This is a genomic window from Mesorhizobium sp. M8A.F.Ca.ET.161.01.1.1 (genome assembly GCF_004792105.1).
Lineage (GTDB): Bacteria > Pseudomonadota > Alphaproteobacteria > Rhizobiales > Rhizobiaceae > Mesorhizobium.
Genome location: NZ_SRTD01000004.1, coordinates 514,473 through 535,669 on the forward strand (window position 1 = coordinate 514,473; position 21,197 = coordinate 535,669).

Here is a 21,197-nt window from a genome sequence, read left to right on the forward strand (position 1 = left end):
CCGCATGAGCGACACCACCTCACGCCTGAGCGGCTGGACCGATCTTGCCAATCCGACGCGGTTCATCGGGCTGGCCGACAAGCTTGTGCCGTGGCTGGCGGCGCTTGCGGCGCTGATCCTAGCCGTTGGCCTCTATATGAGCTTCGCCGCGCCCGAGGATTTCCAGCAAGGCATCACGGTTCGCATCATGTACATCCACGTGCCTTTCGCCTGGCTCGCCATGATGTGCTACACGCTGATGGCAGTCTCCGCGCTGGGCACACTGGTCTGGCGGCATCCGCTGGCCGACGTCGCACTGAAGTCAGCGGCCCCCATCGGGGCCGTCTTTACCGCGCTGGCGCTGATTACCGGTTCGATCTGGGGCAAGCCGATGTGGGGCACCTGGTGGGTCTGGGACGCCCGCCTGACTTCCGTCTTCGTGCTGTTCCTGATGTATCTCGGCATCATCGCGTTGACCCGCGCGCTCGATGACGCCAGCCGCGCCGCCTGGGCCGCCGCCATCATCACGCTGGTCGGCTTCATCAACATTCCGATCATCAAATTCTCGGTCGACTGGTGGAACACACTGCACCAGCCGGCCTCGGTGTTCAGGCTCGGCGGCCCGACCATCGACCCCAGCCTGCTCTGGCCGCTGCTGGTGATGGCCGTCGGCTTCACCGTGCTGTTCTTCACGCTGCATCTGATGGCCATGCGCACCGAGATCCGGCGCCGGCGGGTCATTGCCATGCGGCGGGTGGCGGCGCGGCAGGCGGAGCGTCCGGCCTAGATATTCAGCCCATCCGTCCGCGCGCTGCCACCGGCAGCGTGTCCAGTACCGTCTCGCCGTCGATCAAGTTGACCTCGTTGAACAAATTGGTGACGACGCAGCAATGGTCCGGCACCACGCGCACGCGCTCGCCAATGCGCAGCTTGCCGTCGCCGGAAAGCATGACCGTGCCGTGCTCCTCGCTCAAGCCCGTCACCAGCGCCCCCGGGACGCCCATCAACTCTCCGAAATCCTTTAGCCCCAGCGTATCGCTGGACAGGGCCTTGCTGCCGCTATCGAGGATGGCGCGCGTCGCTGTCGGATGGCTGACCACGGTCGCGAGCACCGTCAGCGCGCAATCGTCGAGGCCGCCGACGCCTTTGGCGACCTGGTAGCGGTCGAGATAGATATAGGTGCCGGGCCTGTATTCGGTGACGACGGAGGCATCGGCGGAACGCCACATATCGGGCGTGCCGCCGCTGGAGACGCGCTCACAGGCGAGCCCTGAAGCGGCCAGCGCCCGTTTGGCGTCGGCAAGCCAGGCCTCGGCCTCCACTGCCCGGCCGGCTGCCGGATAGGTCATCAGCCCGCCAAAGACAAGGCCGCCCGCCTTGTCGATCATCCTCGCCAGCGCAACCGCTTCATTGGCTGTCTGCACACCGCAACGTCCCATGCCGGTGTCGCATTCGACCAGTACCGACAGCGGATGCCCGGCATCTGTGAAGGTCGCGGCGAGCCCTCCCAGCGTCTGCGCGCTGTCGGCCGTCACCGACAGCGTCACACGGCCGTGCAGCGCCTTCAGCCGTTCGAGCTTGGCGCGCCCAAGGATGTTGTAGGGGAGAAAGATATCCGTCAGCCCGGCATCGGCCATCACCTCGGCCTCGCCGATCTTCTGGCAAGTGATGCCGACGGCACCGGCCGCCACCTGCTTCTTCGCCCAATAAGGAAGCTTGTGGGTCTTGATGTGCGGCCTGAGCTTCAGCCCGTTCTTGTCGGCATGGGCCTGTGCGCGGGCGATGTTGGCTTCGGCGCGTGCGACGTCGATCAGGATCGACGGCGTATCGAGATCATGGATGGTCGGCATCGGTTGTCTCTGTGAAAATTCGCAGGGGTTATGAGCCGGAAAGCCCGCGATGTCACGCCGTAGACGAACCCGATCGGTGGGCCATGGGCGGGAACGCGCAGGGCTCGAACAGGCAGAATGGATCGACACCGCACCGGCGTTCGGCTATGCGATTTGTCGGAAAAATCGACACGAAGGGTCACGATTATGAAACGCTCCGCCATCAACGACATCATCCGCGAAGCCGACGCCTTCATCCGCTCGTTCGGCTATATCATGCCGCCCTTCGCCTACTGGTCGCCGGAAGAGATGAAGGCGCGCCAGGTCGATTCTTCGGCCATCTTCACCTCGCGGCTCGGCTGGGACATCACCGACTACGGCCAGGGCAAGTTCGATGATCTCGGCCTGTTCCTGTTCACCGTTCGCAACGGCCGCTACGAGGACATGAAGAAGGGCATGGGCATGCTCTACGCCGAGAAGATCATGATCTCGCGCAAGGAGCAGATGTCGCCGATGCACCGCCACAACATCAAGGCCGAGGACATCATCAACCGCGGCGGCGGCAAGCTGGTGCTGGAACTGTTCATGCATGACCGCGACGGCGGCATCGACCCCAGGGCCGAGGTGTCGGTGCCTGTCGACGGAACCATCCACAGGCTGCCGGCGGGCGGGCTGTTGAAGCTCGACCCGGGCCAGAGCGTCACGCTTTTGCCTGGCGTCTGGCACGCCTTCTGGGCAGAGGGCAAGGACGTGCTGATCGGCGAGGTATCGACCGTCAATGACGATCGCACCGACAACGTCTTCCGTGAGCCGATCGGCCGTTTCGCCGATATCGAGGAAGACACGCCGCCGCTGCACCTGCTGGTGGCCGACTACGACAAATGGCTGGGTTGAGGCTTGCCCTTTATGCCGATTCGCCCCCTGATTTGCCGGCCAGCAACCAAGTCCGACGAGGAATAGATCTTGAAATCAGCTCTAGTTCTAGCCATTGCCGCCTTGGCGGCGGTCAGCTTCGGTATGCCGGCCCAGGCGGCCGGCTTCGCCAACATCATCCTTTCCGCGACGAAGGACGGCGCTACACCTCAGAGCAGCTTCCCCGTCGACACACCGGTGATTTACGTGTCGGCTGACTTGGTGGATATCGCGCCCACATCGAAAATCACATTTTCCTGGGTCTCGGTTGATTCCCACGGCGTCGCACCGGAAAACTATACTATCGACAAGGTCGATCTCGACGTCGGAGCGAACAATCAGGCTGATTCTCAGCTCACCAAACCCACGGCGGGATGGCCGGCGGGCACCTATCGTGTTGATTTGGCCATCGACGGAACGGTTGAGGATTCGGTGCCCTTCAGCATTCCATGATGGAAATGAACTGCCCTGGAAGGGCGTAGGCTCAATGACAACAGCTGAGTGCCGATTGCACGCTCGTGCGGCACAGGCAGGACGAGCTGATCGGCACATCCGCCTTTGCCATCGCCGTGGCAAGCCTTGCCTGCAGTGCCGGCAGTTCTTCGGTCTCGCCACGCCGGCTCAAACATTCCACCAGACCGTGCAGCGCCCAGACATTGTCCGGGTGCTGGGCACAGCGCTGCACCGTGGCGCTCAGGCCGAGATCGTCGCGATAGACCTGCTCGGCTTCCGCCGCATGCCCCTGGTCGAGAAGCAGCGCCGCAAGCGCATGGCGCGGCGGGTGCATCCACGCCCACGGCTCGGTGTAGGAAAGATTGTCATCCAGCTCGACCGCGTGCCTGAGATGGCCATAGGCCTCCTCGTGCCGGCCCTGATGGTAGGCAAGCTCGCCGTCGAGCAAGGCGGCACCGACGGCGAGCGAGGCGCGGGTCGGGTTGCTGAGGAAACGCCGCTCGGGTGCAATGCCTTCGAGGTGCTGGTGAAACAGTTCGCGCTCGCGCTCGGCTTCGGCGAATCGCCTCAACGTCGCATGCGCGACGCCCCTGGCGTAGTGCTGCATGGCCGCCGTCAGCACATAGAGGCCGGGCTCGGCGACCCTTGGTTCATCGATGATCTCCTGCCACCGACCGAAGCGCACCAACACGTGCGATTTCATCGCATGATAGCCTTCCACGGTCTGGGTGAGTTTGGGCCGGTCCTGGATGGCGACCACGTCACGCGTCACCAGGCTGCGCACCTTGTCGGCAGCCCACAGTGCCGGCTGGTACTGGCCTGACAACATGCAGGTGAACATCATCAGGTGCAGATCGTGACAGCAGCCGAGCAGATAGTAGGTCGGCTCGCCGGCATAGGCGAGATAGAGGTCGTTGGCCCCAACCGCCTTTTCGCTGGCAAGCTTGGCTTTTTCATATTCGCCGCACAGCACATAGATATGCCCCGGCATGTGGTTCATGTGTCCGGCATCGGGGCACATCTCGCCGAGCAGATCGGCTGAGCGCATGCCGCGTTCCGGCATGGTGGACATTTCCAGGAGATGAATGTGCAGATGGACGATCGCCGGGTGCTGCGCGATACCGGCCTCGTCTGCGAGCCGGATTGACCGCTCGCAAACCTCCAGCGCCTCGATCACGTCTGAATTTGGCGCCGGTGCACCGGTCTTGAGGTTCCAGAGCCGCCGCACCGTGCGCATCATCAGCGCCTCGACGAACAGCGCCATGACGTCATGGTCGTCGGGAAAGTTTTCATGGACCCGCCGCATCGCAGCGGCATAGGCATCGTCCCACTGCTCGAATTCCCGGGGGCTTACCCGGTGCGGCTTCTGGAAACGGCAGGCCAATGCCTCGATCAACCGCCTTTCGACCTCGCTGGCGGCAGCCGCACCGGCACGTGCCAGTTGGACGTGCTCGAAACAACGCTTCGTCGCGCTGTCAGCCTCGGCCTCGCCATGCTCCTTCCAGGTCAGATTGTAGAAAGGCCCAGCCGCATAGGCGATGCCCCAATGAACCATCGGGCAGTCCGGATCGGTCTCCAGAGCCTTCTCAAAGCACTTGATGCCTTCTTCGTGGTTGAAGCCGTAGCACCAGTTCAGGCCAATATCGAACCAGCGCTGGGTTTCTGCCGAGCGGGTAGAGATGGGGCGGCGGTAGGCGCCAAGATTGAAGCGGTCCATGTGGTCTCATTCAAACTGCTCGGCCGCGAGCCTAGCCCTGGCCAGATTCTTCGCCATGAATGTGTGCCGGAACCGGTAGGCATGGCAAACGCAATGAGGCCATCGATCTGACCGGCGCCCGTTAGTCGCTTTCGGGTGGCGCGTCGCTTTGCCAGCCGGCGAGCTCCGGCAGGTCGTCAAGCCAACTTTTCTCGGTCATCACGGCATCGCCGGCCTGCGGTGCAGCCTCCGTGGCGTTTTGAATCAACCAGTCCGCCCACTTCCGGTAGGCAACCGGATCCATCTGGGGCGGCAGCACCTTGGCCTTGAGCAGCATCCTCTTGCGGAAACTGGTTTGCCTGCGCAGCTTGGTCGTCGTGAACTTGATTGCCTTGCCTTGGTATTCGACAGTCCAGCGGTCGCCCCCATGGCTGACAAGCCTGTCGATAGCGAAACCGGCATCGACCGGTCTGTCCCGCCAGGGAAGCTCGATGGCGTTCTTCCGCAGATCGACAGCCCATCGCCTGTAGTTGGCCCCGGTGCGCTGAGGCGGCAGCACGCTGGCCTGTTCGAGCATCTTCCTTCGGAACGTAGGCTGCTTCTTGAGCTGGCCGGTCGTCAGCTCGATTCGATGTCCACGAAATTCGACGTGCCACCGGACCCGCCCGTTGCCGACATACTTCACCAGCCTGTCGATGACGAACTCGTCCTCGGAGAGCATCACGCATCCCTGTCGGATGCTTTCGAGAATGTACTGGTTATCGGTGGGCATGGCGCTGCCTTATGCGGCGAGCCTGAAGGAGCATGGGAACGCGAAATGAAACAGGCCAAATTTCCCTGCAAGTCATTGTTCTTGTCGCAGAGTTTTTGGCTGGGGAACCTGGATTCGAACCAGGACTAACGGAGTCAGAGTCCGTGGGTCTACCGTTAACCTATTCCCCAGCAGGCGCGGTCGTGGACCGCGCGGGCCGAACGGCTGAGCCGCTTGAGCGCTGCCTTGTAGCCGCCAGCGGAAAATAGTCAAGCCTGCTCCGCGGTTCAATCGCCAGCTTTTATCACCGGTTTCAAACGCCACCTTTTTCCAGCGGCGTGAGAACTCCGGGCTCAGCTCTCCTTGCGGCTGAATTGCGAGCGTTCGAAGAACAGCACGATGCCCAGGCCCAGAAACAGCGGGATGATCAGATAAAACAGCCGGAACACCAGCAGCGCGGCCAGCACGCCGACCGGGTCCATGTCGGAAAGCCCGGCCAAGAACACCACTTCGAACACGCCGAGGCCGCCCGGCGCGTGCGATATCTGGGCGACCGAGAAGGAGACGAGGAAGACGCCGAGCACGACGAAATAACCGGGATTGTGCATCTCGGGCAGGGCGAAGAAGATGATCGCGGCCGCCGCCAGCAACTCGATCGGGCCGATCAGCAACTGCCTGGCGACGATCGGCAGCGCCGGATAGTGCAACTGGAAGCTGCCGATCTTCAGCGGGCGCAGATGCAGCCAGCTGCCGAATATATAGGCCGCGACGAGGACCAGCATCGCAATGCCCGCAGCCTCCGACAGGCCGTGATGGGCGATGCCGGAGAAGCGGTCGATAATCTGCGGCTCGAACACCAGCACGAGGCCTGCGGCGAGAATCGTCGACAGCACGAAGGTTATCCAGCAGACCGCCACCAGCACGCCGACCTCCTGGCCGGTCAGGCCCCTGGTGCCGTAGGCGCGGTAGCGGATGACGGCGCCGGAAAACACCGAGCCGCCGATATTGTGCGACAGCGCATAGGTGGTGAAGGAGCACAGCGTCACGAACAGCCAGGACACGCGCCTGCCGATGTGCAGCAGCGCGATGTGGTCGTAGCCGGCGAGCGCGGCATAGGCCACCACCGAACTCAAGCCTGCCAGCATCCAGCCGCGGGCCGGAATGGCCGCCAGCCCGTCCCAGACGTCGTCGAGCGAGATACCGCGCAATTCATGCCAGAGCAGCAGCAGCGAGAAAATCACCGCGCCGATGCCGACGATCGGCCAGAAATAGCGTTTCCAGTTCATTGCCCGACCGTCATGCGTTGCCTGTCCGCTTCCTTTTCTGTCGAGAGGCCGACCGCGCCCCGAATTCCCCATTCATTTCAGAAATGCCTCATTGAAGCCGGCTATTCAACCGCGAACACTTGTCGCGCCTGATGCCGGCGAGGCCTGCCTGCACCGGGCGCGGCGCGAGAACGCCTGCAAGCGGCGAGGGAACCGGCTCGACGGGCGCGGTCTCCGCTGGCGTCGCGTTATCAATCCAGCCTTGCGGGTACATTACGGAGCGCAGCAAAAAGGCGGGGTTGCGCGCCCAGCCGGCAAAATTCGGCAAGCGGCTCTTGGTGATCGGGCGCGGCACTGTTAGTCTGGCGGCAACTTGAAACATGCCAAAGCGCCTGCTGCGTCCGTCACCGGTTCGCGCGGCGCCGGAAGGAACGACAGTGGAAGACCGCGACACCGGCGCAGGCGCGCCGGAGGTGGGCGCGTCCAGCGCTTCTCCGGGGTCATCAGGCCCGGGGACGGCCGGTTGGCAGCAACGCCGCCCGACGGAGCCTCGCTCCGTGAATGGGCAGGTGGGCGACGCAACCCAGAAAGGCAAGCCCAAGAAACGGCGCAAGCGAAGGCGCGGGCGCAAGGTTTTTGCGCGCGACGATGTGCGCCCCGAGGACAATCGATCGCCGCTGCAAGGCAAGGCCGCTACCGCGGCAGTCGACCTGAAGCCTGTTGCCGCTGCGGCGATCTCGCCCGTCGTTCCAGCGCCACGCCCCGAACAAGGCAACCGCAGGCCGCCGGTGCACGAGCTTCCGGTTTTCGCGGCGCTGGATCTCGGCACCAACAATTGCCGGCTGCTGGTCGCCGTTCCCACCCGTCACGGCCAGTTCCGCGTCATCGACGCCTTCTCGCGCATCGTCAGGCTGGGCGAGGGGCTCACCGCCAATGGCCGGCTCGGCCAGCCGGCGATGGACCGCGCGGTCGAGGCGCTGAAGGTCTGCGGTGACAAATTGCGCGGCCGCAAGATCAGGAAGGCAAGGCTGATCGCCACCGAAGCCTGCCGCACCGCCGAAAACGGCGTCGAGTTCCTCGATCGCGTCGAACGCGAAGCCGGCCTGAAGCTCGAGATCATCGATCGCCAGACCGAAGCCCGCCTTGCGGTTTCCGGCTGCGGCTCGCTGGTCGAGCGCGACACGCAAGGCGTCGTCCTGTTCGACATCGGCGGCGGCTCCTCCGAGATCGCGCTGATCGATCTCAGCGGCCGCCGCTCGCCGCGCCTTGCCAACCATATCGTCTCATGGACATCGCTGCCGGTCGGCGTCGTGTCATTGGCGGAACGCTTTGGCGGCCGCACCGTGACGCGCGAGATCTTCACCGCCATGGTCGACGACGTCGCCGGCAGGCTGGCTACTTTCGATGGCCGCGACCGGCTGAGCCATCTCAAGGCCAGCCCGAATTTCCATCTGCTCGGCACTTCGGGCACGGTGACGACGCTGGCCGGCGTCCATCTCGATCTCGAGCGCTACGACCGCCGGCGGGTCGACGGCCTGTGGATGGACCGCGACAGCGTCGACCGCATGGTGGAGAGACTGGTCGGCTGGGATTTCCAGCAGCGCTGCGCCAACCCCTGCATCGGCGCCGACCGCGCCGATCTGGTGCTTGCCGGCTGTGCGATCCTAGAAGCGATCCGCGCCGTCTGGCCGTCGGAGCGGCTGCGCGTCGCCGACCGTGGCCTGCGCGAAGGCATATTGAGCGAACTGATGGCCGATGACGGCGTCTGGCGCAACGATGGGCGTGCTAGGGCATGATCATGCTCAAACAAGAAATCAGGCAATGACCAAGAAACCGGAAAAACCAGGTTCGGCGAGCATTCGCGTGCTGAAGACGCGGATCAAGAAGAAAAGCGGCCTGAAGGAATCGTCACGCCGCTGGCTGCAGCGCCACATCAACGATCCCTATGTCCAACGCTCGAAAGCCGATGGCTATCGTTCCCGCGCGGCCTACAAGCTGATCGAGATCGACGACAAGCACCATCTCTTGAAGCCCGGCATGAAGGTGATCGACCTGGGTGCCGCCCCCGGCGGCTGGTGCCAGGTCGCGGCCGCGCGCACGAAATCGACGGCCGAAAACCCGCATGTCATCGGCATCGATTATCTGGAAATGGACGCCGTGCCCGGTGCGCCGGTGCTGCTGATGGATTTTCTCGATCCGCAGGCTCCGCAAAAGCTGGCCGAGGCGCTGGGCGGCGACCCGGATGTCGTGCTGTCCGACATGGCGGCGCCGACCACCGGCCACAAGCGGACCGACCACATCCGCACCATGCATCTGTGCGAGGTGGCGGCCGATTTCGCGCTGTCGGTCCTGAAGCCCGGCGGCCATTTCCTGGCCAAGACCTTCCAGGGCGGCGCCGAAAACGAACTGCTCTCGATGCTCAAGAAGAATTTCCGCTCCGTCCACCACGTCAAGCCACCGGCGTCGCGCGATGAATCGGTGGAGCTTTATCTCTTGGCCAAGGATTTTAAGGGGCGAGAGGCTGGTCCGCCGTCAGGCGGATCGGAACGTCCAGTGGACGTTCCGAAGGGCTCGAGCGCCCGGAGCCATGGCGAAGGGCCGGGGGACGCAGACGGCTGAGTTGGCCGCTTCACTCTCCAGGCGATCTCACCGGTTCCAGCGTCTTGGGCGTCGTCAGCCGGCCATGGCCTGACACGGCGTTGCCGGCATCGGGTGCCAGCCGCATGAACGACAGTGACGCCGCCGCCGATACCGCCGCCACGATGAAGAAGGCGGTATGGAAATCGCCCAGCGTCAGCGGGCCGCCATGGATCGAGGTCGAGACTTCCAGAACACCGCCGGCGAGCGCCACGCCGAGCGCGATCGAGAGCTGCTGGAACACCGCCGTGATCGGCGTCGCCTTGCTGGTATCCTCCGCCGAAACCTCGGCATAGGAGAGCGCGTTGACGCCGGTGAAGAACATCGAACGGATGAAGCCGCCAACCAGCAAAATGGCCAGCATCAGCGCGTAAGGCGTTTCGGGGGTGAAGAGGCCGTAGATGGCGATCGATGCGGCAGCGACCAGCGAGCCGACGATCAGCACGCGGCGGAAGCCGACCACGCGGAAGATCAGCGCGGTGACGAATTTCATGCCGATGGCGCCGATCGCGGAGACGAAGGTGATCATGCCGGACTGGAATGGGGTCAGCCCGAAACCGATCTGGAACATCAGCGGCAACAGGAACGGCACCGCTCCGATGCCGATGCGAAACAGGCTGCCGCCAAGCACCGACGAGCGGAACACCTGGTTGCGGAACAGCTCAAGCGCCAGCAGCGGATTTCTGGCGCGGCGCGCATGCATCAGGTAGAGCGCGCCCGACAGCAGCCCCACCGCGACCGTGATGAAGCCGGTGGCCGGCGGCAGATAAGGCAGGCTGACCACCGACAGGCCGAACACGACGCCGGATGCGGCAAGCCCGCTCAACACGAAGCCGATGAAATCGAGCGGCGGCGTCTCGGTTGCTTCGGTTTCCGGCAGGAAGCGTGTGGCCAGCCAGATGCCGATCAGGCCGATCGGCACGTTGATCAGGAAGATCCAGTGCCACGTAAAATAGGTGGTGATAAAGCCACCGATCGGCGGACCGACCAGCGGGCCGACGAGTGCTGGAACGGTCAGCCAGGACATGGCGGCGACCAGGTCGCTCTTGGGCGTGGCGCGCACCAGCACCAGGCGCCCGACCGGGGTCATCATGGCGCCGCCAATGCCTTGCAGGAAGCGCGACACCACGAAGGCCGGCAGCGAACCGGACAGCGCGCAGGCAACCGAACCGGCAATGAACACCGCGATCGCCGCACGAAAGATGTTCTTGGCGCCGAAGCGATCGGCCATCCAGCCGCTGATCGGAATGAAGATCGCCAGCGACACCAGATAGGCGGTCAGCGCCAGTTTGAGCGCGATCGGGCTGGTATGGATGTCGATGGCGATCGCCGGCAGCGATGTCGCGATGACGGTCGAATCCATGTTTTCCATGAAAAGAGCGACCGCCAGTATGAGCGGAATGGTGCGGTTCACAAAAACGCGTCCGGGCTTGATTCCAGATGTTGCCGACCTTGCCGGCACGCAGGGCGGGTATCACGGCTGGACACCGATGTCGCATTAATTTGCTGTCACTTTTGTGCGATCGCAACCAAGGGTGGCGTTGCCGGGCTCGTCGTGATCCTGTTGTGCAACGCAATGATCGGCTTTTCATCCGTCCCGGGACGTGTTACCAGCCACCGCCAATCCTGAAAGGGAATAACGAGTCGGCGCTGCCCATTCCGGTCCAGCGCTTTTTCGCATTCAAAGGGCTGGCTATGGCAAAAATCATCGAAACGTCCACCGGCGCACTGGCGCTGACCTTTGACGACGTGCTTTTACAGCCCGGTCATTCCGAAGTGATGCCCGGCCAGACCGACATCCGCACCCGCATCGCCGGCGACATCGACCTCAACGTGCCGATCCTGTCGGCGGCGATGGACACGGTCACCGAGGCAAGGCTTGCCATCGCCATGGCGCAGGCCGGCGGCATCGGCGTCATCCACCGCAATTTCTCGCCCGCCGAACAGGCGGAGCAGGTGCGGCAGGTCAAGAAATTCGAATCCGGCATGGTGGTGAACCCGGTCACCATCGGTCCCGACGCCACGCTCGCCGACGCGCTGTCACTGATGCGCACCTACTCGATCTCGGGCATTCCGGTGGTCGAGAATGGCGGCGCCGGCGGCCACAAGACCGGCCGGCTGGTGGGCATCCTGACCAACCGCGACGTGCGCTTCGCTTCCGATCCTGCGCAAAAGGTCTACGAATTGATGACCCGGGAGAACCTGATCACGGTCAAGGAGAATGTCGACCAGGACGAGGCCAAGCGGCTCCTGCACCAGCACCGCATCGAGAAGCTGGTCGTGGTCGACAAGGCGGGCAATTGCGTTGGGCTGATCACCGTCAAGGACATCGAGAAGTCGCAGCTCAACCCGCATGCCACCAAGGATGCGCAGGGGCGACTGCGCGCCGCGGCCGCCACCAGCGTCGGCGATGACGGCTTCGAACGCGCCGAGCGTCTTATCGAGGCGGGCGTCGACCTTTTGGTGATCGACACCGCGCATGGCCACTCGCAGCGCGTGCTGGACGCGGTGACGCGGGCCAAGAAGCTTTCCAATTCCGTGCGCATCCTGGCCGGCAACGTCGCCACCGCCGAAGGCACGCAGGCGCTGATCGACGCCGGCGCCGACGCCGTCAAGGTCGGCATCGGTCCGGGCTCCATCTGCACCACCCGCATCGTGGCCGGGGTCGGCGTTCCCCAGCTTTCGGCCATCATGTCGGCGGTCGAGACGGCGCATAAATCCGGCGCCTCGGTGATTGCCGACGGCGGTATCAAATATTCCGGCGATCTCGCCAAGGCACTCGCCGCCGGCGCCAGCGCCGCCATGATCGGCTCGCTGCTTGCCGGGACCGACGAAAGTCCGGGCGAGGTGTATCTGCACCAGGGCCGCTCCTTCAAGGCCTATCGCGGCATGGGCTCGGTCGGCGCAATGGCGCGGGGCTCCGCCGATCGCTACTTCCAGGCCGAGGTGCGCGACACGCTGAAACTGGTGCCGGAAGGCATTGAAGGGCAGGTTCCCTACAAAGGACCTGTGTCTGGCGTGCTGCACCAGCTTGCAGGCGGGCTGAAAGCCGCTATGGGTTATGTTGGTGGCCGCGACCTTGCCGATTTCCGCGACCGCGCCACCTTTGTGCGCATATCCAACGCCGGACTTCGTGAGAGCCACGCCCATGACGTCACGATTACCCGCGAAAGCCCCAACTATCCCGGCGGAGCCTGATTCTTCCGGGCTTTGGCGCAACTTGGCCGCCATGGTGCTGCGCCTGTCGCGCCATGTCGGAGCGCTCTGCTTTCTCTCGGCAGCGGTTTTCATCGCCATGACCGGGATGGAGTTCTTCTATTTCCGCCAGTTGAGCGGGGGCTTGGCCTCGCTCGACATGCGCTATTTCGGATTCACGCCCGACGAAGGCATGGCCTGGCTGACGGCGCTTGGCCGGCGCGGCAGCGAGATCATCCTGGTCTGGCATTACCTGACCTTCGATCTTTTGTTTCCTGCGCTGTTGTCGCTGACGCTAGTCAGCCTGATCGTGGTAACTGGCCGGCGCTTGAAGGCTTTCCGCGTGCTGCCGGGGCAGATGCAGGCGATCTTCGCCTTGGTCCTGGTGCTGCCCTACACGCTCGCCGACTATGTCCAGAATATCGCCGTGGCGCGGCTTCTGTCCGATTTCCTCTATGCCAACCCGGACTCGCTGTCTTTCGCCTCGGCGCTGATCGTCACCAAATTCGCGCTTCTCGCCCTCCCGGTCATCGTCATTGCCGCTTTCTGGCTGGCGGGCCAAAGACGTCAGAATTGAAGCCGAAAAGGGCAGGGGCCACCTCATGAACCAGACCACCATCTTCTGGCCGGTCCTGGCGCATGTGCTGCTGATCTACATCGTCTACTGCGTCCTCGGCCGTCGCCGAGACGGTGCGGTCAAGTCAGGCGAAGCCAAGACCGGCCAATACAAAGTGCGTTCGACCGAGCCGGCGTCCAGCGTCACGGTCGCCGCCAATCTCAACAACCAGTTCGAATTGCCGGTTCTTTTCTACGTGCTGTGCCTGGCGCTGCACGTCACCAACGGCGTCAATTACCTGACCCTGGCGCTGATGTGGATCTTTGTCGCCTCGCGCTACTTCCACGCCTGGGTTCACCTGACCAGCAACGATCTGCGCCTGCGCAGGCGGTCTTTCTTTCTCGGTGCGGTCATTATCCTGTTGGGCTGGATCTGGTTCGCTCTTCACCTGCTCCAGGTGGTTTGAGCAGAAGCGGCGTTGGCGCTCTTCTCCCGAGGCGGAAGAAGAGAGGCCGATTTCTACAGATCGAACACGGCTATCTTGCGCTTGTCGAACTTGATGCCGATCTCACCGCGCACCAGCTTCAGCGCCTGTTCGCCGAACACGGCGCGCCGCCATCCCTGCAGTGCCGGCACATCGGCGTCCTCGCCCTCGGCGGCGATGCGATCGATATCGTCGCTGGACGCCAATACTTTCGAGGCCACGCCCTGTTTTTCGGCGACGATCCTGAGCAGCACTTTCAAGAGTTCCGCGGCCGCATTCGAGCCTTCGGGCGGCTGGAAGTTTTTCGGCAGTTTCGGCATCTGCTCCTTGGGCAAGGCGAGCGCCGTGTTGACCGCGCCGAGCAGTGCGGTCGCCGTCGAGGAGCGTTCCCAGCCCTTTGGCGTGGTACGGAGTTTGGCAAGGGCCGCCGCATCGCGCGGCCCTTGTTGCGCGATCTCGTAGATCGCGTCGTCCTTGAGCACGCGGCCGCGCGGCACGTCGCGCTCGCGCGCCTCGCGTTCGCGCCATGCCGCCACGGTCTGCACGATCGCCAGTTCCTGTGGTTTGCGCAGTCGCATCTTCAGCCGCTTCCAGGCATCCTCGGGGTGCGGATCGTAGGTCTCGCGCGAGGTCAGGACGTCCATCTCCTCATTCAGCCAGTGAGCGCGGTTTTCCCGCGCCAGCTCGGCGTTGAGGTGCTGATAGACCTCGATCAGATGGGTAACGTCGGCCAGCGCATAGTCGAGCTGCTTGTCGGACAGCGGCCGATGGCGCCAGTCGGTGAAGCGCGACGACTTGTCGAGCCGCGCCCCGGTGATGCGCTGCACGAGTTGATCGTAGGAAACGCTGTCTCCGAAGCCGCAGACCATCGCCGCCACCTGGGTGTCGAACACCGGGTGCGGAACGAGATCGCCGAGATGGACGATGATTTCGATGTCTTGCCGGGCGGCGTGGAAGACTTTGACCACCGCCTCGTTGGCCATCAACTTGAAGAACGGAGCCAGGTCGATGTCTGATGACAGCGGATCGATCAGCGCCGTCACGCCGGGCGCGGCCATCTGGATCAGGCATAGGATTGGCCAGAAGGTCGTTTCGCGGATGAATTCGGTGTCGACGGTGACGAAATCCGACTTTTCGAAAGCGGCGAGAACGGTCTCGAGTTCTTTCTGGGTGGTGATGACGTGCATCAAATCGCTTTTGGCAGGAGTAGGGTCTTCCTAGATTTCAGCCGGGAAGGCTTTCGTCAAGCTGTGCTGCCACCGTCACGGCCCTTCCGGACTGTCTGGATCACTATTTCTCCTGGCCAGACGCGCGAAAATGGTCGAGGTGCGCAACAGCGCGGTGAAGCGGCTGCGCTTGCCGGCCGGCACGCCGGACCGGGCCTGCATGCGGTAGAGGATAACGGCGATGAACACCGCGTAGACCACGGCACTGAAGACAAACAGCGCGCTTGGCCCGAAATACTGCATCGCCGTCGAGGCCGCGAAAGGGCCGCCAATAGCGCCGAAGGAATAGAACAGCATCAGGGCTGCATTGATCAGCACGAACTCGCCGGCATCCGCGCGATCATTGGAATGCGCCGCCGACAGTGAATAGAGCGGCATGGCGAAACAGCCGAAGATGAAGACGGCGATGAAGTTGAGCAGCGGATTGCTGCCGGCAATGAACACCAGCGCCAGTGCCGAAAGCATCGCGCAGCAAGTCGTCATCAGCAGCACCCGCCGCCGGTCCCAGCGGTCGGAGAGATAACCGAGTGGATACTGGATGATCGCGCCGCCGAAAATGCCGACGCTGACGAAAGTGACGACGTCGGCGACCGACATGCCGATCTGCTCGGCATAGACCGGCGACAAGGTGCGAAACGCGCTGTTGGTGACGCCGACGGCGATGCAGCCGAAGCAGCCAAGCGGCGAAATCCGCCAGACGCGTGCCAGATCGAGCTTGACCTCTTCCGGCGGCGTCGGGTTGGAACGGTCGCCAAGCGAGACCGGCACCAGCGACAGCGTGATCATGATCGACATGATGGCGAAGATGCTGAAGCCGCCGGCACCGAAGACCGGAATCAGGAACTGGGCTGATGTCACCGATCCGGTATCGACCATCCGGTAGATGGCCAGCACACGGGCGCGGTCGTGGTTGGTGACGCCTGAATTCAGCCAGCTTTCGACGATGGTGAACAATCCGGCGAAACAGAAGCCGCCGGCAAAGCGCACCGCGCACCACATCACCGGATCGAGGACCAGTACCAGGAGCAAGGTGCCGACCGAGGCGATCGCCGCCAGCGCCGAGAACGCCCTGATATGGCCGACCGCCTTCATGATGCGGGTGATGGCCAGGCAGCCGAGCAGGAAGCCGGCGAAATAGAAGGTGCCCATAAGACCGATGTCGGACGCCGAAAACCCTTCCTGCGCGCCGCGCAGCGCGATCAGCGTGCTCTGCAGCCCATTGCCGCCGAGCAGGATGCCTGCGGCGAGGAGGAGCGGAATCAGCGGGCGGATGGAGGACATGAAGCGGCGATCACGTATCGGTGATCCCTTCTTGAACCAAAGCGACCGTCAATGCCAGCGGACAATCCTTCGTTCTCGCGAAGGCGACCTGCCTTGGGCAGGCCGCGCCAGCGTCCGGTTGGACGGGTAGGCGAGCCGCCTATGCCTCGTTGGCCCGCGCCAGTGCCTCCTCCCGCGTCCCGCTGGAGCCTGCGCTTGCGGAGGTGGCGGAAGAAGATCGCCTGGCGCCAAGCGAGCCGACGGTCAGCAGGCTGAGTATGATGAATGGGATGCCGTTGCCGAAGGCCGAGCGGATGCCCCAATGGTCCGAGACGAAGCCAAGCAGCGGCGGGCCGAGCAGGAAGGCAGTGAAGGAGATCTGTGACAATGCCGCTACGTTGATCGCCGCGGGGCGATCGTTTCGCTGCGCGGCGGCCGAAATCGCCAGCGGGAAGATGGCGCTGCTGCCAACGCCCAGAAGCGCGAAGCCGAGCATCGAGACAAATGGCGCGGGCGAGAAGAAGACCAGGAAAACGCCGGCGGCCATCGTCGCCAGGAGGACGCGCGCCACGCCGCTTGGCGAATGGCGGTCGACGAAGCTGTCGGCGAAGAAACGCGTCGTCGCCTGCGAGAATGCAAACAGCGCCACTGTGAAGCCGGCGACAAAGGGGCCGGATTCGAACACGGTGCGCATGTAGATTGCCGACCAGTCGATGCTGGCGCCTTCCAGCAGCATCGCCGAAAGCGTCACCGCGACGAGAACGAGAATCGGCAATGTCGGCCGGGCGAACATGGGCGCCTTGTCACTGGTAACGGCGAAGCGGGCAGGGGCCGGCTCGTAGCCGCCGAGAAAAATCGCCATCGAGATAGCCACTATGGGCACGACCAGCGCCAGATGGAGTTGCGGCGACAGGCCAAGATGCGCCATCGCGCCGCCGAACAGTCCGGCACCGAAGAAGCCCGCGCTCCAGAACGAATGAGCGCGGTTCATGATCCGGCGTTTGAGTTGGAATTCCGTCCTGTCGGCTTCGACATTCAGGATGATTTCGACGCTGCCGATCATCAGGCCGATGGGAAACAGCATCAGGAACAGTGCGACGGGTTCCGGCGCATGTACGGCGATGGCGTAGAGAAGCGCCAGCAGCGGAACCAGCGTGAGCAGCGCGCGGCGAAAGCCGATGCGCTCCAGGAGGGGCGTGGCCAGCGTCAGTGCGGTCAGGGTGCCGATCGGTGTCCCGATCAGGCTGAGCCCCAGCGTGCCGTCCGCGATGCCCATGGCATGCTTGATGTCGGGCAGTCGCGGGAAGATGTTGCCCATGGCGAACGAATAGGTCGCAAACCCAGCATAGACCCGGTGTTGAGGGGCAAGGTTGAGGCCAAAGCTCATCGCGGTGCTTTCAATGAAAAACGGGCGGCTGCCTTGTCCAGCAGCCAGACATGTCGACTTCTTGCATAAACGTGCAAAACATGCAAGAACGTGCAGAACAAGAAAACAGGGTTCGGCAATGCTCACCGATCAACGGCACCAGCTCATCCGTGACCGCCTTGCGGCGGAGGGGAGTGTCCTGGCCGGCGAACTGGCAAGCCGCTTCGGTGTTTCGGAAGACACCGTACGCCGCGACCTGAGGGAGCTGGCGAAGGCCGGTGAATGCCGTCGCGTTTACGGCGGTGCGGTCGCTTCCGCGCCCTTTGCAGCGGCAACGATCAGCCAGCGGGGCGGTCATGCGATCGAGGAGAAGGCGCGTCTGGCAAATGCGGCGGTGGCGGTGCTCTCCGCTGGACAAAGCCTGTTCATCGATGGCGGCACGACCAATGAGGCGATCGCCAGGGCCATCCCGCGCGACATCGAGCTGACCGTAGCCACCAATTCGCTTGGCGTCGCCTCGGTCCTGTCGGATCACCCCTTGGTCGAACTGATCGTGCTCGGCGGCAGGTATGTCCGCGACCTTGGCACCTGTGTCGGCGCCGATACGCTGGCCGCCGTGGCGCAGCTTGGCGCCGACCTGTTTTTCCTGGGATCCTGCGGCCTTGATGCCACGCGAGGCGTGACCGCCTTCGATTCGTCCGAGGCCGAGGTGAAGCGGGCCATGGCGGGAAATAGCGCCGGCATCCTCATTGCCGTCACCAATGACAAGCTGGCCACCACGGCGCCCTACCGCGTCGCTGCTGCCGGGTCGATCAGCCATCTCGTCGTCGAGAAGACCGCGCCCGCTGCCATCCTTGCCGATTTCGAACGTCAGGGCGCCCAAATCCACTTCGCGTGAACGGTCGAAGCCGCGAGCCTGTATGACCGCTTGCCTTGACAAATCCGGCCTCCCATGCGCTTTTCGCGCAAATTTTGAGGCCGGGCCGTAATGCTTCGGTCTGCCACCCAGCACCCCGGACTTTATCCATGACAATGCATCGTTACCGCAGCCATACCTGTGCCCAGTTGAGAAAGAGCGACGTCGGCAATTCCGTCCGGCTGTCGGGCTGGGTGCATCGCGTGCGCGACCATGGCGGCCTGCTCTTCATCGACCTGCGCGACCACTACGGCCTGACCCAGATCGTCGCCGATCCCGATTCGCCTGCCTTCAAGGTCGCCGAGACCGTGCGCGGCGAATGGGTGATCCGCGTCGACGGCGAGGTCAAGGCGCGCCTGCCGGAGACCACGAACGCCAATTTGCCGACCGGCGAGATCGAGATTTTCGCCCGCGAGATTGAGGTGCTGTCCGCCGCCAAGGAGTTGCCGCTGCCGGTGTTCGGCGAACCGGACTATCCCGAGGACATCCGTCTGAAATACCGCTTCCTCGATCTGCGCCGTGAGACGTTGCATCGGAACATCGTGGCGCGCACGAAAATCATCGCAGAGATGCGCAAGCGCATGGGCGAGGTCGGCTTCACCGAATTCTCGACGCCGATCCTCACTGCGTCGTCGCCGGAAGGTGCGCGCGACTTCCTGGTGCCGTCGCGCATCCATCCCGGCACTTTCTACGCGCTGCCGCAGGCGCCGCAGCAGTACAAGCAATTGATTATGGTGTCGGGCTTCGACCGCTATTTCCAGATCGCGCCCTGCTTCCGCGACGAGGATCCGCGCGCCGACCGTCTGCCCGGCGAATTCTACCAACTCGACCTCGAAATGAGCTTCGTCGAGCAGGACGACGTGCTGTCGACCATGGAACCTGTGATGCGCGGCGTCTTCGAGACCTTCGCCAACGGCAAGCCGGTAACGCAGAAGTTCCAGCGCATCCCTTATGATGTCGCCATGCGCAAATACGGTTCCGACAAGCCCGATTTGCGCAACCCGATCGAGATGCAGGCCGTCTCCGATCATTTTCGCGATTCCGGCTTCAAGGTATTCGCCAACATCCTGGCCAACGACCCGAAGGCGGAGGTTTGGGGCATTCCCGCCAAGACCGGCGGCAGCCGCGCCTTCTGCGACCGCATGAATAGCTGGGCGCAGGGCGAGGGCCAGCCGGGCCTGGGCTACATCTTCTGGCGCAAGGAGGGCGACAAGCTCGAAGGCGCCGGCCCGCTCGCCAAGAACATCGGCGAGGAACGCACGGAAGCGATCCGCCTGCAGCTCGGCCTTGCCGACGGCGACGCCGCCTTCTTCGTCGCCGGCGATCCGAAGAAGTTCGTTTCTTTCGCGGGCGCTGCGCGCACCCGTGCCGGCGAGGAACTCAATCTTGTCGATCGCGAACGCTTCGAATTGTGCTGGATCGTCGACTTCCCGTTCTTCGAATGGAATGAGGAGGAGAAGAAGATCGACTTCGCCCACAATCCGTTCTCCATGCCGCAAGGTGGCATCGATGCGCTCAACGGCGAGGACCTGCTCGGCATCAAGGCGTTCCAGTACGACATGGTCTGCAACGGTTTCGAGATCGCCAGCGGCGGTATCCGCAACCATTTGCCCGAAACCATGGTCAAGGCTTTCGAGACGGTCGGGTTGGACCGCGCCACGGTCGAGGAACGCTTTGGCGGCCTCTATCGCGCCTTCCAGTATGGCGCGCCGCCGCATGGCGGCATGGCGGCCGGTGTCGATCGCGTCGTCATGCTCCTGGTCGGTGCCAAGAACCTGCGCGAAATCACCATGTTCCCGATGAACCAGCAGGCCTATGATTTGTTGATGAACGCGCCGTCGGAAGCCTCTCCGCAGCAGCTTCGCGAACTGGCGCTACGCGTCGCGCCGACCAAGAAGGACTGACGGCAGCGTTGCGACTGCCGTTTCTCCCCGTCTCTATACGGGGAGAAATGTCCGGCAGGACAATGAGGGGCAGCGCGGACGCAGGCGATTGGCGAACGGCCTCAGCAGTTGACGCCTTCTGACAGGCAATCGGATCGGCGTCGAATTGCAGTTGGCAGGGGGCGGCGCTGCCCCTCATCTGCCTGCCGGTGTCCAGCCGATAGATGGGTAACAGATTGAACCGGATACATAGGTAACAGTTCTCCCCCTATGCATCCGCCGCAGCGCCAAGCGGTTTGGTTGGCGCGGCGCTGCGGCGGACGAGCTTCATACGTCTGGTGTCGATGATGCCAAGCGGATAATCATGGAAGGTAAGTGCCCATTGGCCGTCCTCGGCTTCGGTGGCCGCGACGGCTTCGCCGGCCAGTGATTGCGAGACATAGACGAAGCCGCCATTCCACCTGATCTCGCCATTGTGGCGCACCCAGCGAACCGCGGCCTCTTGCGGATAATCGGGCTCGGGTGGCGTTCTTGGCATGGCTCGTTGCGACGGGCGGTAATGCTGGGCTGGAGTGTCCATGGCAAGCGCCTCATGCGGACGCTCCTCATTGTAGCTGCGCCGGAAGGCTTCGAAGGCCTGGCCCTGAGCCGTTCTGTCGGCCTCCGGGTCCTTGGCCAGTGGCAGCATGGTCAGATGGAAGCGCTCGTGGCGACCGTTCTGCTGCGGCTTGCCGGGTGCGATCCGTTCCAGCGTGATGCCGAGCTTGATGAAGCGCACCGCAAGCGGCG

General features: G+C 63.6%; 20 protein-coding genes and 1 tRNA gene. 10 read left to right on the forward strand and 11 right to left on the reverse strand.

Going from position 1 to position 21,197, the window contains the following annotated elements; all coding sequences use genetic code 11:
- Positions 1–4 precede the first annotated feature (4 nt).
- The gene (locus tag EN804_RS14050) at positions 5–766 is read left to right on the forward strand and encodes a heme ABC transporter permease (protein WP_135919842.1); all 762 of its coding nucleotides are present in this window, start codon (positions 5–7) and stop codon (positions 764–766) included.
- 4 nt (positions 767–770) lie between these two features.
- On the opposite strand, the gene EN804_RS14055 is transcribed toward EN804_RS14050, so the two are convergent.
- On the reverse strand, positions 771–1,829 hold the full coding sequence (locus EN804_RS14055) for a D-TA family PLP-dependent enzyme (protein WP_135919844.1): 1,059 nt from the start codon (positions 1,827–1,829) through the stop codon (positions 771–773).
- A 186-nt stretch (positions 1,830–2,015) separates the two neighbouring features.
- Here EN804_RS14055 and EN804_RS14060 point away from each other — a divergent pair, with 186 nt between their 5' ends.
- Positions 2,016–2,702 carry a D-lyxose/D-mannose family sugar isomerase gene (locus tag EN804_RS14060; protein ID WP_127278655.1) on the forward strand — a complete coding sequence of 229 codons (687 nt, stop codon included), beginning with the start codon at positions 2,016–2,018 and terminating at the stop codon, positions 2,700–2,702.
- A gap of 69 nt (positions 2,703–2,771) precedes the next feature.
- Complete coding sequence (locus EN804_RS14065; protein WP_127278656.1) at positions 2,772–3,173, forward strand: hypothetical protein; 402 nt, start codon at positions 2,772–2,774, stop codon at positions 3,171–3,173.
- Positions 3,174–3,204: 31 nt separating this feature from the next.
- Here the strand turns inward: EN804_RS14065 and EN804_RS14070 are convergent, their stop codons facing one another.
- The 5 genes from EN804_RS14070 to EN804_RS14090 all read right to left on the reverse strand — a co-directional run bounded on the left by EN804_RS14070 (position 3,205) and on the right by EN804_RS14090 (position 7,267).
- Positions 3,205–4,890 carry a hypothetical protein gene (locus EN804_RS14070; protein WP_135919846.1) on the reverse strand — a complete coding sequence of 562 codons (1,686 nt, stop codon included), beginning with the start codon at positions 4,888–4,890 and terminating at the stop codon, positions 3,205–3,207.
- Positions 4,891–5,011: 121 nt separating this feature from the next.
- Entirely contained in the window at positions 5,012–5,641 is a 630-nt protein-coding gene (locus tag EN804_RS14075; RefSeq protein ID WP_135863970.1) for a hypothetical protein, read from the reverse strand.
- Between the two features lie 96 nt (positions 5,642–5,737).
- Positions 5,738–5,811: transfer RNA gene (locus tag EN804_RS14080), tRNA-Gln, on the reverse strand.
- 162 nt (positions 5,812–5,973) lie between these two features.
- Complete coding sequence (locus EN804_RS14085; protein WP_135915416.1) at positions 5,974–6,906, reverse strand: lysylphosphatidylglycerol synthase domain-containing protein; 933 nt, start codon at positions 6,904–6,906, stop codon at positions 5,974–5,976.
- Positions 6,907–6,994: 88 nt separating this feature from the next.
- Positions 6,995–7,267 carry a hypothetical protein gene (locus tag EN804_RS14090; RefSeq protein ID WP_127280526.1) on the reverse strand — a complete coding sequence of 91 codons (273 nt, stop codon included), beginning with the start codon at positions 7,265–7,267 and terminating at the stop codon, positions 6,995–6,997.
- Between the two features lie 55 nt (positions 7,268–7,322).
- On the opposite strand from EN804_RS14090, the gene EN804_RS14095 reads away from it, so the two are divergent.
- Together EN804_RS14095 and EN804_RS14100 are read left to right on the forward strand one after the other, a co-directional pair.
- Entirely contained in the window at positions 7,323–8,681 is a 1,359-nt protein-coding gene (locus EN804_RS14095) for a Ppx/GppA phosphatase family protein (RefSeq protein ID WP_127280525.1), read from the forward strand.
- 25 nt (positions 8,682–8,706) lie between these two features.
- On the forward strand, positions 8,707–9,504 hold the full coding sequence (locus tag EN804_RS14100) for an RlmE family RNA methyltransferase (RefSeq protein WP_127280524.1): 798 nt from the start codon (positions 8,707–8,709) through the stop codon (positions 9,502–9,504).
- Positions 9,505–9,514: 10 nt separating this feature from the next.
- Here the strand turns inward: EN804_RS14100 and EN804_RS14105 are convergent, their stop codons facing one another.
- Positions 9,515–10,936 carry an MFS transporter gene (locus EN804_RS14105; protein ID WP_135915418.1) on the reverse strand — a complete coding sequence of 474 codons (1,422 nt, stop codon included), beginning with the start codon at positions 10,934–10,936 and terminating at the stop codon, positions 9,515–9,517.
- A gap of 281 nt (positions 10,937–11,217) precedes the next feature.
- Between EN804_RS14105 and guaB the strand changes: the two genes are divergently transcribed.
- Genes guaB through EN804_RS14120 form a run of 3 tightly spaced genes read left to right on the forward strand, consistent with a single transcriptional unit; the run spans position 11,218 to position 13,739 of the window.
- On the forward strand, positions 11,218–12,720 hold the full coding sequence (gene guaB, locus EN804_RS14110) for an IMP dehydrogenase (RefSeq protein WP_127279866.1): 1,503 nt from the start codon (positions 11,218–11,220) through the stop codon (positions 12,718–12,720).
- A gap of 31 nt (positions 12,721–12,751) precedes the next feature.
- Positions 12,752–13,294 (forward strand): hypothetical protein, encoded by a 543-nt coding sequence (locus EN804_RS14115; protein WP_167531211.1) that lies wholly within the window; start codon positions 12,752–12,754, stop codon positions 13,292–13,294.
- Between the two features lie 25 nt (positions 13,295–13,319).
- Positions 13,320–13,739 carry an MAPEG family protein gene (locus EN804_RS14120; protein WP_127869657.1) on the forward strand — a complete coding sequence of 140 codons (420 nt, stop codon included), beginning with the start codon at positions 13,320–13,322 and terminating at the stop codon, positions 13,737–13,739.
- 53 nt (positions 13,740–13,792) lie between these two features.
- Here the strand turns inward: EN804_RS14120 and rnd are convergent, their stop codons facing one another.
- From rnd to EN804_RS14135, 3 genes are all read right to left on the reverse strand, one after another.
- A complete protein-coding gene (gene rnd / locus EN804_RS14125; protein WP_127279863.1) occupies positions 13,793–14,944 on the reverse strand; it encodes a ribonuclease D in 1,152 nt (383 codons plus the stop codon).
- 75 nt (positions 14,945–15,019) lie between these two features.
- On the reverse strand, positions 15,020–16,264 hold the full coding sequence (locus EN804_RS14130) for an MFS transporter (protein WP_135863982.1): 1,245 nt from the start codon (positions 16,262–16,264) through the stop codon (positions 15,020–15,022).
- Positions 16,265–16,403: 139 nt separating this feature from the next.
- On the reverse strand, positions 16,404–17,630 hold the full coding sequence (locus EN804_RS14135; RefSeq protein ID WP_135919847.1) for an MFS transporter: 1,227 nt from the start codon (positions 17,628–17,630) through the stop codon (positions 16,404–16,406).
- Between the two features lie 118 nt (positions 17,631–17,748).
- Here EN804_RS14135 and EN804_RS14140 point away from each other — a divergent pair, with 118 nt between their 5' ends.
- Together EN804_RS14140 and aspS are read left to right on the forward strand one after the other, a co-directional pair.
- The gene (locus EN804_RS14140; protein ID WP_135863986.1) at positions 17,749–18,507 is read left to right on the forward strand and encodes a DeoR/GlpR family DNA-binding transcription regulator; all 759 of its coding nucleotides are present in this window, start codon (positions 17,749–17,751) and stop codon (positions 18,505–18,507) included.
- Between the two features lie 134 nt (positions 18,508–18,641).
- Complete coding sequence (gene aspS, locus EN804_RS14145; RefSeq protein WP_189521822.1) at positions 18,642–20,429, forward strand: aspartate--tRNA ligase; 1,788 nt, start codon at positions 18,642–18,644, stop codon at positions 20,427–20,429.
- 247 nt (positions 20,430–20,676) lie between these two features.
- Here aspS and EN804_RS14150 read toward each other — a convergent pair.
- Positions 20,677–21,197, reverse strand: a 521-nt coding sequence (locus tag EN804_RS14150) for an integrase core domain-containing protein (RefSeq protein ID WP_135919849.1), incomplete at its 5' end; no start/stop codon positions are given.

Excerpts from the sequence above, each read along its gene's own strand:
- EN804_RS14120 (WP_127869657.1), top strand. The coding sequence starts at position 13,320 with ATGAACCAGACCACCATCTTCTGGCCGGTCCTGGCGCATGTGCTGCTG.
- EN804_RS14090 (WP_127280526.1), bottom strand. The coding sequence starts at position 7,267 with ATGTTTCAAGTTGCCGCCAGACTAACAGTGCCGCGCCCGATCACCAAG.
- EN804_RS14075 (WP_135863970.1), bottom strand. The coding sequence starts at position 5,641 with ATGCCCACCGATAACCAGTACATTCTCGAAAGCATCCGACAGGGATGC.
- EN804_RS14100 (WP_127280524.1), top strand. The coding sequence starts at position 8,707 with ATGACCAAGAAACCGGAAAAACCAGGTTCGGCGAGCATTCGCGTGCTG.
- EN804_RS14060 (WP_127278655.1), top strand. The coding sequence starts at position 2,016 with ATGAAACGCTCCGCCATCAACGACATCATCCGCGAAGCCGACGCCTTC.
- EN804_RS14070 (WP_135919846.1), bottom strand. The coding sequence starts at position 4,890 with ATGGACCGCTTCAATCTTGGCGCCTACCGCCGCCCCATCTCTACCCGC.
- EN804_RS14055 (WP_135919844.1), bottom strand. The coding sequence starts at position 1,829 with ATGCCGACCATCCATGATCTCGATACGCCGTCGATCCTGATCGACGTC.
- EN804_RS14140 (WP_135863986.1), top strand. The coding sequence starts at position 17,749 with ATGCTCACCGATCAACGGCACCAGCTCATCCGTGACCGCCTTGCGGCG.
- EN804_RS14115 (WP_167531211.1), top strand. The coding sequence starts at position 12,752 with ATGGTGCTGCGCCTGTCGCGCCATGTCGGAGCGCTCTGCTTTCTCTCG.
- rnd (WP_127279863.1), bottom strand. The coding sequence starts at position 14,944 with ATGCACGTCATCACCACCCAGAAAGAACTCGAGACCGTTCTCGCCGCT.
- guaB (WP_127279866.1), top strand. The coding sequence starts at position 11,218 with ATGGCAAAAATCATCGAAACGTCCACCGGCGCACTGGCGCTGACCTTT.
- aspS (WP_189521822.1), top strand. The coding sequence starts at position 18,642 with ATGCATCGTTACCGCAGCCATACCTGTGCCCAGTTGAGAAAGAGCGAC.
- EN804_RS14130 (WP_135863982.1), bottom strand. The coding sequence starts at position 16,264 with ATGTCCTCCATCCGCCCGCTGATTCCGCTCCTCCTCGCCGCAGGCATC.
- EN804_RS14135 (WP_135919847.1), bottom strand. The coding sequence starts at position 17,630 with ATGAGCTTTGGCCTCAACCTTGCCCCTCAACACCGGGTCTATGCTGGG.
- EN804_RS14085 (WP_135915416.1), bottom strand. The coding sequence starts at position 6,906 with ATGAACTGGAAACGCTATTTCTGGCCGATCGTCGGCATCGGCGCGGTG.
- EN804_RS14050 (WP_135919842.1), top strand. The coding sequence starts at position 5 with ATGAGCGACACCACCTCACGCCTGAGCGGCTGGACCGATCTTGCCAAT.